The sequence below is a fragment of the Actinoplanes sp. NPDC021490 genome, assembly GCF_055562135.1.
This window is the reverse complement of sequence record NZ_JBVHFW010000012.1, coordinates 343861-358588: the sequence shown is the minus strand read 5'-3', so window position 1 is coordinate 358588 and position 14728 is coordinate 343861. Positions and strand designations below refer to the sequence as shown.

Genomic DNA, 14728 nt, shown 5'->3' with positions numbered 1-14728 from the left:
ACCAAACGGGGCCAGCAACGGTGGGCGGTGACCCGACGGCCCAGATGCCACCCAGCCCTGACGGGCCGGGCAACAACAAGGGTCCACCAATGAGCGACGGTCCGTCACCACCCACCCCGCTACGACATCCAGCCTTTGATCTTGAAAGGCCAACTGTGAAGTTTGCTGGAGCCGGTGGCACCCACTAGTTACTGACGAGTAGCATCTGCTTACCACCGCCATTGGAGGTCCCTGTGCCCCGTGAAGTACGCGAGGTCGTCTTCGTCGACGGCGTCCGCACCCCGTTCGGCAAGGCGGGCGGCATGTATGCCGAGACCCGCGCCGACGACCTGGTCATCCGCTGCATCCGCGAGCTGATGCGCCGTAATCCCCAGCTTCCGCCCGACCGGGTCGACGAGGTCGCGATCGCGGCCACCACCCAGATCGGCGATCAGGGCCTGACCATCGGCCGCACCGCCGCCCTGCTGTCGGGCCTGCCCAAGACCGTCCCGGGCTACGCGATCGACCGCATGTGCGCGGGCGCGATGACCGCGGTGACCAACGTGGCCGGCGGCATCGCGATGGGCGCCTACGACGTGGCGATCGCGGGCGGTGTCGAGCACATGGGCCGGCACCCGATGGGTGAGGGCGTCGACCCCAACCCGCGCATCCTGGCCGAGAAGCTGGTCGACCCGTCCGCGCTGGTGATGGGCTCGACGGCGGAGAACCTGCACGACCGCCTGCCCGGCATCACCAAGGAGCGCACCGACCGGTACGGGCTGAACTCGCAGCTCAAGACCGCGAAGGCGTACGCCGACGGCAAGCTGCAGCCCGACCTGGTGCCGGTCGCCCTGCGCAGCGCCGACGAGGGCTGGGGCCTGGCCACGGCCGACGAGGCGCCGCGCGAGACGTCGATGGAGAAGCTGGCCACGCTCAAGACCCCGTTCCGCCCGCACGGCCGGGTCACCGCGGGCAACGCGGCCGGTCTCAACGACGGGGCCACGGCGGCGCTGCTGGCGAGCGAGGAGACGGCCCGCGAGCTGGGCCTGCCGATCGCCATGCGGATGGTCTCGTACGGGTTCGTCGGCGTCGAGCCCGAGATCATGGGTTACGGCCCGATCCCGTCGACGGAGAAGGCGCTCAAGAAGGCCGGGCTCACGATCGACGACATCGGCCTGTTCGAGCTGAACGAGGCGTTCGCGATCCAGGTGCTGGCGTTCCTCGACCACTACGGCATCGCCGACGACGACCCGCGGGTCAACCCGTGGGGCGGCGCGATCGCGATCGGCCACCCGCTCGCGTCCTCCGGCGTCCGCCTGATGACGCAGCTCGCGCGGCACTTCGCCGAGCACCCCGAGGTCCGTTACGGCCTCACCGCCATGTGCATCGGCATCGGCATGGGCGGCACCGTGATCTGGGAAAACCCCAACTGGGACGGAGCTGACAAGTGATCGAGCACCCCAATGAGGTCGTCACCAAGGCGCTCGTCCGCTTCGTCCAGGCCGGGGCGGCCAAGGCCGCGCTGATCACGCTGGACAACGGGTTCGACCACAAGAAGCCGAACAGCTTCGGCCCGGCCGGGCTCCGGTCGCTGGACGAGGCGATCACGGTGGCCACGGAGGCCAAGCCGGCCTTCATCGCCATCACCGGCAAGCCGTACATCTTCTGTGTCGGCGCCGACATCACCGGCATCCCGTTCCTGACCTCCCGCGAGCAGGCGGTCGAGCTGGGCGAGCTGGGCCACCGCGTCTTCGCGCGTCTCAAGAACTCGAAGATCCCGACCTTCGCCTTCATCAACGGCGCGGCTCTCGGCGGCGGCCTCGAGGTGGCACTGCACTGCCACTACCGCACGGTCTCCGGCGGTGCCGCGGCGCTCGGCCTGCCCGAGGTCGCGATCGGCCTGGTGCCCGGGTGGGGCGGCAGCCAGCTGCTGCCCAACCTGATCGGCGTGCCGGGCGCGGCCCAGATCATCCTGCAGAACCCGCTCACCCAGAAGGTGCTGCGGCCCAAGCAGGCGGTCGAGCTGGGCGTGGCCGACCAGCTGTTCGAGCCGGCCGACTTCCTCGAGCGCTCGCTGGAGTGGGCGGCCGCCGTGGTCGACGGTGAGCTGACCGTGCAGCGCCCCGAGGTCGACAAGGACATGTGGGAGGGCGTGCTCTTCTTCGCCAAGCAGCAGCTCGACGAGAAGCTGCACGGCGCGGTCCCGAGCGCCAACAAGGCCCTCGAGCTGCTGGCCCTGGCCAAGGATGCGTCGTTCGAGGATGGCACCGCGGCCGAGACGCAGGTTCTGGCCGATCTGATCATGGGCGACGAGTCCCGGGCCAGCCTGTACGCGTTCGACCTGGTGCAGCGGCGGGCCAAGCGCCCGGTCGGCGTGCCCGGCAAGGAGCTCGCCCGCAAGGTCACCAAGGTCGGCATCGTCGGCGCCGGTCTGATGGCGTCGCAGCTGGCGCTGCTGTTCGCGCGCCGCCTGCAGGTGCCGGTCGTGCTGACCGACATCGACCAGGCCCGCGTCGACAAGGGCGTGGCCTACGTGACCGACCAGATCGACAAGCTGGTGGCCAAGCGCCGCCTCGACGAGGGCACCGCGGCCCGGCTGCGCGGCCTGGTCAGCGGCTCGGTCGACAAGTCGGTGTTCGCCGACGCCGACTTCGTGATCGAGGCGGTGTTCGAGAACCTCGACCTCAAGAAGCAGATCTGGGCCGAGATCGAAAAGATCGTCACGCCCGAGGCCGTGCTCGCGACCAACACCAGCTCGCTGTCGGTGTCGGCGATGGCGGCCGACCTCGAGCACCCCGAGCGGGTCGTCGGCTTCCACTTCTTCAACCCGGTCGCCGTGCTGCCGCTCCTCGAGATCATCAAGGGCGAGAAGACCGATGACGCCACGCTGGCCACGGCGTTCGCGGTCGGCAAGGAGCTGAAGAAGTCGTCGGTGCTGGTCAAGGACGCCCCGGCGTTCGTGGTCAACCGGCTGCTGACCCGGGTCACCAGCGAGATCTTCCAGGCCATCGACGCCGGCACCCCGCTCGACGTGGTGAACGAGGCGATGGACCCGCTGGGGCTGCCGATGCGCCCGATCGCGCTGCTGCAGCTGGTCGGTCCGGCGGTGGCCTACCACGTGGGCGAGACCCTGCACCGGGCCTTCCCCGACCGGTTCGCCGAGTCGGAGAACCTCAAGAAGATCGTCGACGCCGGCCTGCCCGTCATGGTCGACGACGAGATCAACCCCGAGGTGGCCAAGCTGGTGGCCGGCGGGACGGCGCCGCTGACCGCCGACGAGGTACGCCAGAAGGCGCTGGACGCCCTGGCCGAGGAGATCCGCATCATGCTCGACGAGGGCGTGGTGGCGGAGGCCCAGGACATCGACCTGTGCATGATCCTCGGCGCGGGTTACCCGTTCCACCTCGGTGGCGTGACGCCGTATCTGGACCGCAGCGGCACCTCGGAGCGGGTGACCGGCAAGCGGTTCCTCCCGCCGGGCGTGGCCGGTCTGCCCGCCTGACGAAAAGTCGAATTCACGACGCCCCGCACCCCACAGGTGCGGGGCGTCGTCGCGTTCACACCCTTTTGCCCACATGGACCGTCCCGCCACCCAGAACGGTTGACGTGCGTGTTCGCGCCATGCCGATAGGCTCGCGCGGTACCCGATTGATGGAGCGCTTGATGTCGCAGCCCCCGTATCCCGGCCAGCCGTACCCCGGCGAGCCGTCTTCCGGCCAGCCGAACCAGGGTCAGCCGCCGTACCCGGGGCAGCCGCCCTATCAGCCACCGAACTACCCGCCGACCACGCCGTACCCGTCGTCGGGGCAGCCCGACTACGGCCAGCCGACGTACGGGCAGCCGCAGTACGGCCAGGAGCCGCCGCCGCAGTACGGTCAGCAGCCGCCGCCCTACGGCCAGCCTGAATATGGGCAGCAGCCGCCGCCCTACGGTCAGCCCGCCGGTGGCTTCCCGCCGCCGCAGGCGCCCAAGAAGTCGAGGGTGCTGCCGATCGTCCTGATCTCGGTCGCGATCGTCCTCGTGCTCTGCGTGGGCGGCGTCACCGCGCTCTACATGATCGGCAAGGACAAGGCCGACGATCTCGACAGCGCGATCAACGACGTCAGCACGACCGCACCGACGACGGCCCCGGCCGATCCCACCGCGGACCCGACGACCGAGCCGCCGACGGCCAACGTCACGATCGCCGAGCCGGCCACGCTGGGCGGCCGCAAAAAGCTGACCTCGGCCCAGTTCGTGGCGATCGCCAACCAGCTCAAGAGCGGCCTGGCCTCGGTGCCGGGCGCGACGAACTCGGTGGGCGCGCTCTACGGCGACGTCGCGGATCAGGACATCGTCATCGTGGCCGCGGCCGAGGCGCCGATCAGCAACCCCAAGACCGAGCTCGAGCAGACCTTCTACGGCGCCGGCATCGGCGGGCTCAAGATCGATAACATCACGAACGCGCCGGTCGGGGCGCTCGGCGGGGCCGCGAAGTGCGGCAGCTCCGAGACCTCGAACATCGACATGGCCATCTGCACGTGGGCCGACGAGGGCAGCGTCGGTATGTTCATCTGGTACTACAAGTCGGTGAGCAGCGCCAAGGCCGAGTTCCCCAAGCTGCGGGCCCAGGTCGAAAAGAAGAGCTGACCCGGTCAAGGCGACACGCCGGTCGCCACGATCACATAGTCGCATCGCCTCCGGAACGGACCGGTCACGGTTCCGCCCCGGAGGCGTTCGCGTAACCATCGGCGTTCAGGATGGTGGGCCGATACCCGTCCTGAGGAGATTTCGGTGGTGCTGGAGCAACTGCGTCGCGTCCGGTGGGCCGTGCGAGCAACGCTGCTGCTCGGCGTGGCCGCATCGGTGGTCGCCAACGTCCTGCACGCCCTGGACAACCCGATCAGCCAGGCCATCGCCGCCTGGCCGCCGCTGGCCCTGCTGCTCACCGTCGAGCTGATCTCTCGCGTGCCGGTGCACCGGCGCTACCTGGCCGTCCTGCGCCTGGTGTCCACGGCGATCATCGCGGGGATCGCGGCCTGGGTCTCGTACTGGCACATGGTCGGGGTGGCCGCCCGCTACGGCGAGACCGGGGCGTCGCCCTATCTGCTGCCGCTCTCGGTCGACGGGTTGATCGTCGTGGCCAGCATCTGCCTGGTCGAGCTGGGCGGTCGCATCTCCACGCTGGAGAAGGCCGAGTTCCCCGTGGCGCAGCCGGCGCCGGTTGCCGGCCCCGCGCCCGCGCCCGTCGAGTTTCCGTCGGCGCCGGTTCCCGGCCTGATCCCGAGCCCGCTGGCCGCCGCGCAGGCCCGCGTCAACGGCCCGGCCCGGACGCCCTCGGGCCCGCTCGGCCCGGCCACGGCCGCCGCCCTGGCCGAGGTCGCAGCCGCCCTGCCCCAGCCGGGCCCAAGAAGCAGCACGCCCCAGCCCGCCCGGGCCGTCCCCGCCCAGCGGACGCCGGCCGGCCCCGTGGTCACGGCGAGCACCGCCGACCAGGCCGCAAAGCCCCGCCGCTCCCCCGCCGAGACGGTCGCCCTGGCCGCCCGGATCAAGGCCGCCCGCCCCGACATCACCGAGACCGAGATCGCCGCCGAGCTGGGCATCAGCCCGTCCCGGTGGCGCTCGATCCGGCGCGAGGCCGCCTGACCTGCTAGGCGATCCCCAGTCCCTTGGCCCGCGGCACCGCAGCCGACGCGGCCACCACGGGTGTCGCGTCGGCCGTCGGCAGCGACACCGTCACCTCGAGCCCTCCGCCGGCCTGGGCCACCGCCGAGACCGTCCCGCCGTGCGCATCACAGACCGCCCGCACGATCGACAGTCCCAGACCGGACCCCCGCGACCCCGTACGCTCCCAGCCCCCGCGACGGAACGGCTCGAACAACCCCGGCACATCGCCGGGCTCGACCTCGTAGCCGGTGTTGCCGACGACCAGCTTGGCCTGCCCGTTGACCGTCTCGGTGCGCAGCCACAACCGGCCCAGCAGGTGGTTGTAGCGGATCGCGTTCTCGATCAGGTTGCCGGCCAGCCGGTCGAGCAGCGACGGATCCCCCACCACCGGCGCGGGCTGGAGGTCGGTCGTCACGTCGAGCTTGAGCCGCTCGGCCTCGGCCTTCACCGCCGACAACGCGTTCGTCACGCTCAACGACATGTCGGCCGGCACCTTGCGCACCAGCCGCCGGCCCGACTGGGCCTCCGACCGGGCCAGCACGAGCAGCGCGTCGACCAGCCCGTTGGCCCGCTCGGACGCGTTGCGCACGACCTTGGCCATGCGGCGGTACTCGGCCACGTCGGCCTCGTCGTCGCTCAGCGTCACGTCGATCTCGGTGCGCATCACGGCCAGCGGGGTGCGCAGCTCGTGCGAGGCGTTGGCGACGAACCGCTTCTGCGACTCGAACGCGCCGGCCAGCCGGTCGAGCATCGCGTCGAACGTGCGGGCCAGCTCGGCCACCTCGTCGTCGGCGCCGGAGTAGCGGATGCGCTGGTCGAGCGTCTCCTCACCGAGGCGCCGGGCGGTCTGGGTGACGGTGTGCAGCGGGCGCAGGGCCCGGCCGGCCACCGCGTACGCCCCGGCAATGCCGATGAGGCCGATCAGGAACAGCGCCACCAGGCCCTTGATCAGCATCTCGCGCGCGGCCTGGTCGATCAGCGCTTCCTGCCACTGGACCGCCTCGACCGTACGCCCGTCGGTGAGCGTGACCACCGAGCCCGGCTGCAGGCCCACGCCCGGGTGCATCACCTCGCCGACCAGCAGCCAGGCCAGCAGGACGAGGATCACCCCCGCGCCGACCAGCAGGATGCCGTTGAGCAGGGTCAGCCGCAGGCGCAGCGTGGGCCGCAGGGTGAAGCCGGGCCCGCGCTTGTTGCGGCCGAGATAGACCGTCATGAGAGAACGACCGGTTCGGGCACCCGATAGCCCGCGCCGACCACGGTCTCGATCAGCGGCGGATCGCCCACTTTCTTACGCAGCGTCATGACCGTCACCCGTACGGTCGTGGTGAACGGATCGGTGTTGGCGTCCCACACCCGTTCCAGCAGCTCCTCGCTCGACACCACCCCGCCGCGCGCCTTGAGCAGCTCTTCCAGCACGCCGAACTCCTTGTTGGTGAGCTCGATCGGGGTGCCGCCGCGGGTGACGACCCGGCGGGTCTGGTCGAGCACCAGGTTGCCCACCGTGAGCACGGGCGGGGCGGCCGGGGTGGCCCGCCGGCCCAGCGCCTGCACCCGGGCGACCAGTTCCTCGAAGGCGAACGGCTTGGCCAGGTAGTCGTCGGCGCCCAGCTGGAGGCCCTCGACCCGGTCGGCGACCGTGCCGCTGGCCGTGAGCATGAGCACGCGGGTCAGCGCGCCCGACTCGACCAGGGCCGCGCAGATCTCGTCGCCGTGCATGCCGGGCAGGTCGCGGTCGAGCACAACCACGTCGTAGCGGGTCACGTAGGCCATCTCGTGGCCCTGCAGGCCGTCGTAGGCGACGTCGACCGCCATGCCCTTGCGCCGCAGGCCCCGGGCGATCGCGTCGCAGAGGTTCCGCTCGTCTTCCACTACCAGCACACGCACCGCAGACCTCCGTCGAACCGCCGGGCCCAGCCTCGCCGACCAGGTGTGAAGAGGCTGTAAGCAGAAGGCTACCGAAGGGGCCACATGGCGACCGAGGCGTCGATGAGCCGGCAGATCAGCAGACCGGCCGTGGCCTGGCAGCTGTTGGACACGTCGGCGGCCGTGCCGAGCAGGCGCACCGAGAGCGTGGCCGGGTCGAGCAGGCCGTAGTGCACCAGGTATTCGCCCTGCACGTCGAGCTTGGCGTAGAAGCGTCCGTGGTCGGCCCGGGCGAGCAGTTCCCACCGGCCGAAGTTGCCCAGCGCCCGGCCCGTCTCCGGGTCGATCACCCACAGGCCGGGGTCGTCCACGCCGCGCTCGGCCCGGGTGGCCAGCAGGAACCGGCCCACCGGCTCGGCGTACGCCCAATCGGCGTTCTCCCACAGCTGCCGGCCGTTGTCCGGGTCGATCGCCGTGAGCCCGCGCTGCTGGCGGAACGTGCAGATCAGGTGCCCGCAGGCGGCCTGCATCCAGCTTCCGGACAGGTCGGCGCCGGTGTGCCAGAGCGGGGCCAGGCCGGGCAGCCGGTACGCGGCGAACCCGGGCGAGCCGTCGTCGGCCATCACCAGGTCGTCGACCGGCCAGATCAGCCCGTTGACGCGGCCGGGCCGGGGCGGGATCGTCCGGGTGGCGAGCAGCGCGCCGGTGTGCGGGTCGCGGCTCTCCAGCCGTCCCGAGTCGGTGAGCAGCACCAGCCAGCGCGGATAGTCGCCGTCCCAGCCGGTCTCGGCGATGTAGCCGTCCGGGGGCCGCGGCAGCGTCCAGCGGGTTCTCCCGGTGCGCAGGTCGAGGGCGTACACCGCCTCGTCCGTGCCCAGCAGCACCTGCCCGTCGGCCTCGGAGACCGCGATCAGCCGGGCCGTACGCCGCCAGCGGGTCTGCTCGGTGCCCTCGGCCACCGCCACCGTGGCCCAGGTGCCGCTCGCGTCGACCTGATACGACACCACCACCGTCTCGCCGGCCAGCAGCACCTGGTTGATGCCGCCCGAGACGGTGACCGTGGTCGTGCTGAGCAGTTGCGCGCCGGGCAGGGCGTACGTGCGCACGGTCCGGTGGCTCACCTGCGCGACCAGCGTGGCCGAACCGCTGACCAGCATCATCCGGTGCTCGTCGAGGAACATGGTGTCGCCGAGGCGGGCCGGTACGAGGACGGGCCGTTGGACGACCGGGAACGGGGCGGCGGCCGCGGTCACCGCGATCACGACGAGCGACAGCAGGGCCAGCAGAGCCCGGCGCGGCACCAGCCGGTCCATCTCGCCGGCGGCGGGTGCCTCGCGGGGCATCTCGCCGAGTTCGATGAGTCCGTTGGCCACGGCGCACCCCCACTCATTGTGCGCCGCCGGTCACCTTCGGAACAGGTCAGGCCCGATAGGCCCAGATTCGCAGGCCGCCGTCGGTGCGGCAGACCACGTGCCGCGCGTCGGAGGTGCAGTCGCTGACCGGTCCGCCGGTCACCCCGAGCGGCTGGATCTCGTCGCGGGCGGCCAGCACCACGCCGAACGCGCTCGCCCCGGCGTCGAGGCTGCGCCGCAGCACGATGGGCTGCCCGGCCTGACCGACCACCTCGGCCCGCCAGCCGGCCAGGTCGACGCGGGTGACGCCGGTGGCCGGGTCGACGAGCCGCACCGGCAGGCCCGACTCGATGCCCACCTCGATCACGTAACCGCCGTACTTGGCCAGGTCGACGTCGCCGGGCGCCCGCCAGCGGACCCGGCCCGTGCCCGGATCGAGCACGTCGAGGGCCGCGCGGCCGCCCGAGCAGTGCATCCCGGTGCAGTTGGCCGGGTCCAGCATCGTCGTCGGCACGGCCCGCTGCCAGCGCCGTTCCAGGGTCCCGGGGTCGTACGCGACCTCCCGCGAGACGACCCCGCGACGGCCGTAGTAGACCATCATCAGACCGTCGATCAGCTCGCCGGTGGCCGGGCCGACGCCGCCGACGTTCGGCAGCGACCGGCTCTCGACGACCTCACCGGTCGCGCCGTCGAGGCGGCGCAGCCGGTCGGAGGAGAGCAGCAGGGCGGCCGCCTCGTCGCCGGGCGGCACCGCCACGTTGACCGAGCCGGGCACGGTCAGCGTCCACCGCACCCGTCCGTCGGCCAGGTCGACGCCGCGCAGGTGGGTGCGCAGCGGCGGCTCGGTGTGCGGCTCGCCGGTGGACGAGAAGTACAGCATGCCCGGTTCGCCGGAGGCCTGGTCGTAAACGGTGTCCGGACGGAAGTCGTGCTCCTGTATGACGCCGATCCGGCCGCCCGGCAACGGCGTGACGGCCACCGGCGATCTCCATCGGATCGCCCCGGTTCCGGCGTCGGCGATCGTCGTGTCCGGCCCGTCGCCGAACAGCACCACGTCGCCCGCCTGCTCGGCGTTCACCCCGCCCCAGCTGACCTCGTCGGGCCCGGAGACCCGCACCGGGACGTTCGCCGTCCACAGCTTGCGCGGCGCCCGGTCAAGGCTCCAGGCCGTGATGACGCGTTCCCTGGCCGCGGCGGCCACCGTGAAGACGCGGCCGCCGGAGAGCTGGAACGGCGCTTCCGGGCCGCCGGGCGCGGGCACGGCGCCGAGGTAGCGCCAGAGCACCGGCAGGGCGGGAGCGGCGCCCCCGGCGGCCAGCACCAGCACGGCGGCCAGCAGCAGGCCGGGCATGCGGTAGCGGTGTGCGGGCGGGGGCGGGGTGGGCGTCTGGTCGGGCCGGGCGGTCAGGTCCAGCTCGATCAACGCCAACGGTTACCCCTTCTGGCCGTACGCCCAGATCACGAGCCGGCCGTACATCGAGCGGCAGACCAGGCGCTCGTTCGCCGCCTGGCAGTCGCCCGTGCCGGGCGGCAACGCCCCGAGCAGCCGCGGTCGGCTCTCGCCCGGCTGGGCAACGGCGACCATCGTACGGCCTCCGGGTTCCGTGGTCCGGGTGACCAGCAGGTGGTGTTCGCTGACCGTTCCGGTGACCGGGCGCCAGCCGGAGAGGTCGACCTCGAGGTTTCCGGTGCCGGGGTCGATCAGGCCGAGCGGCTTGGTGTTCTCGGCCGAGCCGTACGCGACGAACTGCTCGCCGAACTGCTGGATGCCCCGCCAGTCGGCCCTGGTCCAGACGGTGTCGCCGGTGGCGGGGTCGATCGCGCGCAGACCGTCGGGACCGGTCAGGCAGGCCAGGATGCCGCAGGTCACGATCCCGTACGCCCCGTCGGCGGGCTGGGACCACAGGTTGCGCAGGGTCAGCGGGTCGTACGCGGAGAACTCCATGCCGGGCCGCCCCGGGTGCCGCAGCAGGATCGTCCCGTTGACCACCACCGGGTTGTCCTGGTCGTAGTCCGCGCCCGGCACGCTGGTCGTCACCAGCCGCTCGCCGGTCACCAGGTCGTGCACGGCCATGGTCCGGTCGTCGTGCACGAGCAGCATTCGGGTGCCGGAGTCCGCGGCCCCGGGCAGCGCGACGAGCGTGGCGGTCGACGGCACGTTGACCGTCCAGAGGGTGCGGCCGGTCTCCGGGTCGATGGCGTCGACCGGCCCGTTGACCCGCCGGTTCATGCCGCCGAAGCCGCGCACCGGCACGACCGAGAGCAGGGTGGACGAGCCGGCCATGGTGACGACCTGCCCGGCCCGGCTCCACCGGGAGCCGCCGTCGTCGATCGAGACGGCGGTGGTGCCCGGGTCGCGCGAGCCGACGATCCAGGGCCGCATCAGGACCAGGCCCGAGCCGAGCCGCAGCCGGAAGACGGGCGCGGTCTGGCCGGCCTCCCACTGCGTCTCGCCGTCGCCCAGGTCGTAGGCGCTGAGCAGGCCGTAGCTCTGTGCCAGCAGCCGGCCGTCCTCGGTCAGCGCGTACGCGTCGGCCGGGCCCACCTTGAGGCTGAACACCTCGGTGAACGGCGGCTTCGAGGGCGCGGCCGAGGCCCCGGCGGTGAGCAGCACGAGGACGGCGAGGACCGCGGCCGGGAACCAGCCCGGGAACGTCGAGCGCTGCGGCGAGTCGTAGGAATCGGGTTCTCCCCGTTCCAGGCCCAGTTCGATGACCACCGTGCTGCCCTGAACCGTCATGCTCCAAAAATAACGAGCAGATAACGGAACTGCCCCTTCGCCGCCCGGTTCGCGGGCTTATCGCCGTTTTCTCGCGTTTGGCGTCACACCCGGTGGACGGCCGGCTGCTCGTCGAGCTTGGCCACCCACTCGGTGACCTCGCGGGCCACGTCCTGAGCCGTCAGACCCAGCTCGGCCAGCAGCTCGGCCCGGGTGCCGTGCGGGTGGAAGCCGGCCGGCACGCCGAAGTCACGCAGCGGCACCTCGACCCCGGCGTCGCGCAGGGCGCTGGCCAGCGCGTCGCCCACGCCGCCGGCCCGGACGCCGTCTTCCAGCGCGACCACCAGGCGGTGCCGGCCGGCCAGGCCGGTCAGCTCGATCGGCACCGGGCGGACCCAGCGCGGGTCGGCCACGGTGACCCCGAAGCCCTGCTCGGCCAGCCGGTCGGCGACCTCGAGGCCGAGTCCGGCGAACGAGCCGACCGCGACCACCAGCACGTCCTTGCGCTCGTCCTCGCGCAGCACGTCGATCTGGCCGACGCGGCGCACGGCGGGCAGCGCGGCCGGCACGGCGCCGGTCGGGAAGCGGACGATCGTCGGGCCGTCGTCGACGGCCAGCGCCTCGCGCAGTTCCTCGCGCAGGGTCGCCTCGTCGCGCGGCGCGGCGATCCGCAGGCCGGGCACGACGCCGAAGACGCTCATGTCCCAGATGCCGTAGTGGCTGGGCCCGTCGGGACCGGTGATGCCGGCCCGGTCGAGCACGAACGTGACCGGCAGCTCGTGCATGGCCACATCCAGCAGGACCTGGTCGAACGCGCGGTTGAGGAAGGTGGCGTAGACGGCCACCACCGGGTGCAGGCCGCCCATGGCCAGGCCGGCCGCGCTGGTCACCGCATGCTGCTCGGCGATGCCCACGTCGTACGCCCGATCGGGGTATTTCTGGGCCAGCGCCGCGATCCCGGTCGGCTCGGCCATGGCCGCGGTGATCCCCACCACGTCGGGGCGCTCGTCGGCGATCTTGACCAGCTCGTCGGCGAAGACGTTGGTCCACTTGAGCTTGGACGCGGCCAGCGACTTGCCGGTCTCGACGTCGAAGCTGCTCGGGCTGTGCAGGCAGTCGGCCTCGTCCTGCTCGGCGGGCCGGTAGCCGTAGCCCTTGCGGGTGACCGCGTGCACGATGACCGGCGCGTTGAAGCCCTTGGCCCGGCGCAGCGCCGACTCCATGGCCTGCACGTCGTGGCCGTCGACCGGGCCGAGATATTTGATGCCGAGGTCCTCGAACATGGGCTGCGGGCTGACCGCGTCCTTGATGCCGCGCTTGACCGCGTGCAGCACCTCGTAGACCGGCTTGCCGACCAACGGGGTCGAGCCCAGCGCGTCCTTGACGAGGTCGAGCACCTTTTCGTAGCCGGGGTTGAGCCGCAGCGTGGAGAGGTGGTCGGCCAGGCCGCCGATGGTCGGCGCGTAGGACCGGCCGTTGTCGTTGACCACGATGACCAGGCGGTTCCGGGTCGAGGCGATGTTGTTGAGCGCCTCCCAGCACATGCCGCCGGTGAGCGCGCCGTCGCCGACCACCGCGACGACGTGCCGGTCCTCCCCGCGCAGCGCGAACGCCTTGGCCATGCCGTCCGCGTACGACAGCGCGGTCGAGGCGTGCGAGTTCTCGATGAAGTCGTGCTCGCTCTCGGCCCGGCTCGGATAACCGGTGAGGCCGCCGCGCTGGCGGAGCAGGTCGAAGCCGTCCTGCCGGCCGGTGACGATCTTGTGCACGTACGACTGGTGACCGGTGTCGAACAGGATCCGGTCGCGGGGCGAGTCGAAGACCCGGTGCAGGGCCAGCGTGGTCTCGACGACACCGAGGTTGGGGCCGAGGTGGCCACCGGTGCGCGACACCTTGGCCACCAGGAAGTCGCGAATCTCCGCCGCCAGAAGGGTCAGCTGGTCGGGGCTGAGGCGCTTCAGGTCACCCGGTTCGGTGACTGTCGCCAGGATGCCGTCCGGGGCGGGGAGGGATTCGCTCATGGGGGGCAAGTCTATCGGCGTGCCGCCATGATGCATCCTCAGCCGATGGGCCCTCCCGAGGTCCTACACACAACCGACGCATGTCCGTGACCTGCGCCCTCGGTGACCTACCGCACAGTAACAACCCGGCCGGGGCGGCCCGGGGCCGGTCAGGCATCCTGGTAGGCACGCGACTGGCGGCACGAGGATGGATCGACCATCGGGAAGCCTGTCACGGGGTTGTCGACCGCCTGGGCCCCCGTGTAGAAGGAGCCCCATGCCTACTACTGAGCCAGCTGGAGCTGCCCGTCTGCTGCCCGGCAAGCCCGTCGCCGAGGCCGTCCTCGCCGACGTCTCCGAGCGCGCCGCCAAGCTCAAGGCCCAGGGCGTGACGCCCAGCCTCGCCACCGTGCTCGTCGGCGACGACGACGCCAGCGCCGGTTACATCCGCATCAAGCAGCGGCAGGCGGCCGAGCTGGGCTTCGACTCCCCGCACCGGCACCTGCCCGGCGACATCACCCAGGAGCAGCTGCTCGAGGTGGTGGCCGAGCTGAACGCGGACACCAGCGTGCACGGCGTGCTGATCCAATATCCGATCCCGGCCCATCTCGACTACGACGCCGCGCTGATGACGCTCGACCCCGACAAGGACGTCGACGGCATGCACCCGCTCAACATGGGCCGTCTCGCCGTCGGCCTGCCCGGTCCGCTGCCCTGCACCCCTGCCGGCATCGAGGCCCTGCTGGCCCACTACGAGATCCCGGTCGCCGGCCGCGAGGTCGTCATCCTCGGCCGCGGCGCCACGCTGGGCCGCCCGCTGGCCATGCTGCTGGCCCAGAAGCGGCCGACCGCCAACGCCGCCGTCACCGTGGTGCACACCGGCGTGCCGGATTGGGAGCGCTACACCCGGCGGGCCGAGATCCTCATCGCCGCGGCCGGCGTGCCCGGCATCATCCAGCCCGGGCACGTCCGCCCGGGCGCGACGGTGATCGGCGCCGGTGTCCGCTACGAGGGCAAGCGCCTGCTGCCCGACGTGGCCGAGGAGTGCGCCGCGGTCGCCGGCGCGATCACCCCGCGCGTGGGCGGGGTCGGCCCGACGACCGTCGCGATGCTGTTCCGCAACGCGATCACCGCCGCCGAACGGGCGGTCGCCACAGCAGCGTGAC

Annotated in this window: 11 protein-coding genes and 1 riboswitch; of the genes, 5 read left to right on the top strand and 6 right to left on the bottom strand. The window is 72.0% G+C overall.

The window, feature by feature from the left end:
* Window positions 1–233 precede the first annotated feature (233 nt).
* The 4 genes from ACZ3I4_RS30005 (at window position 234) to ACZ3I4_RS29990 (ending at window position 5604) form a co-directional block, all read left to right on the top strand.
* The gene (locus ACZ3I4_RS30005; protein WP_465385368.1) at window positions 234–1430 is read left to right on the top strand and encodes a thiolase family protein; all 1197 of its coding nucleotides are present in this window, start codon (window positions 234–236) and stop codon (window positions 1428–1430) included.
* Window positions 1427–3481, top strand: coding sequence for a 3-hydroxyacyl-CoA dehydrogenase NAD-binding domain-containing protein (locus ACZ3I4_RS30000; RefSeq protein WP_465385367.1), 2055 nt, complete (start codon window positions 1427–1429; stop codon window positions 3479–3481). Before ACZ3I4_RS30005 ends, ACZ3I4_RS30000 begins: the two co-directional genes overlap by 4 nt.
* 161 nt (window positions 3482–3642) lie before the next feature.
* A complete protein-coding gene (locus ACZ3I4_RS29995) occupies window positions 3643–4608 on the top strand; it encodes a flagellar basal body-associated FliL family protein (protein WP_465385366.1) in 966 nt (321 codons plus the stop codon).
* A gap of 144 nt (window positions 4609–4752) precedes the next feature.
* Window positions 4753–5604: a DUF2637 domain-containing protein gene (locus tag ACZ3I4_RS29990; RefSeq protein WP_465385365.1), complete on the top strand. Its 852-nt coding sequence runs from the start codon at window positions 4753–4755 to the stop codon at window positions 5602–5604.
* Between the two features lie 4 nt (window positions 5605–5608).
* On the opposite strand, the gene ACZ3I4_RS29985 is transcribed toward ACZ3I4_RS29990, so the two are convergent.
* The 6 genes from ACZ3I4_RS29985 to dxs form a co-directional block, all read right to left on the bottom strand.
* Window positions 5609–6841 carry a sensor histidine kinase gene (locus tag ACZ3I4_RS29985; protein ID WP_465385364.1) on the bottom strand — a complete coding sequence of 411 codons (1233 nt, stop codon included), beginning with the start codon at window positions 6839–6841 and terminating at the stop codon, window positions 5609–5611.
* Window positions 6838–7512: a response regulator transcription factor gene (locus ACZ3I4_RS29980; protein ID WP_133874990.1), complete on the bottom strand. Its 675-nt coding sequence runs from the start codon at window positions 7510–7512 to the stop codon at window positions 6838–6840. Before ACZ3I4_RS29980 ends, ACZ3I4_RS29985 begins: the two co-directional genes overlap by 4 nt.
* Window positions 7513–7580: 68 nt before the next feature.
* A complete protein-coding gene (locus ACZ3I4_RS29975) occupies window positions 7581–8864 on the bottom strand; it encodes an outer membrane protein assembly factor BamB family protein (RefSeq protein WP_465385363.1) in 1284 nt (427 codons plus the stop codon).
* 46 nt (window positions 8865–8910) lie between these two features.
* A complete protein-coding gene (locus tag ACZ3I4_RS29970; protein WP_465385362.1) occupies window positions 8911–10272 on the bottom strand; it encodes a PQQ-binding-like beta-propeller repeat protein in 1362 nt (453 codons plus the stop codon).
* Between the two features lie 3 nt (window positions 10273–10275).
* A complete protein-coding gene (locus ACZ3I4_RS29965; protein ID WP_465385361.1) occupies window positions 10276–11583 on the bottom strand; it encodes an outer membrane protein assembly factor BamB family protein in 1308 nt (435 codons plus the stop codon).
* Between the two features lie 83 nt (window positions 11584–11666).
* Window positions 11667–13583, bottom strand: coding sequence for a 1-deoxy-D-xylulose-5-phosphate synthase (dxs, locus tag ACZ3I4_RS29960; RefSeq protein ID WP_465385360.1), 1917 nt, complete (start codon window positions 13581–13583; stop codon window positions 11667–11669).
* Between the two features lie 159 nt (window positions 13584–13742).
* Window positions 13743–13826, top strand: a riboswitch (ZMP/ZTP riboswitch).
* 13 nt (window positions 13827–13839) lie between these two features.
* On the opposite strand from dxs, the gene ACZ3I4_RS29955 reads away from it, so the two are divergent.
* On the top strand, window positions 13840–14727 hold the full coding sequence (locus ACZ3I4_RS29955) for a bifunctional 5,10-methylenetetrahydrofolate dehydrogenase/5,10-methenyltetrahydrofolate cyclohydrolase (protein ID WP_465385359.1): 888 nt from the start codon (window positions 13840–13842) through the stop codon (window positions 14725–14727).
* The last annotated feature ends 1 nt before the right edge of the window (window position 14728 follow it).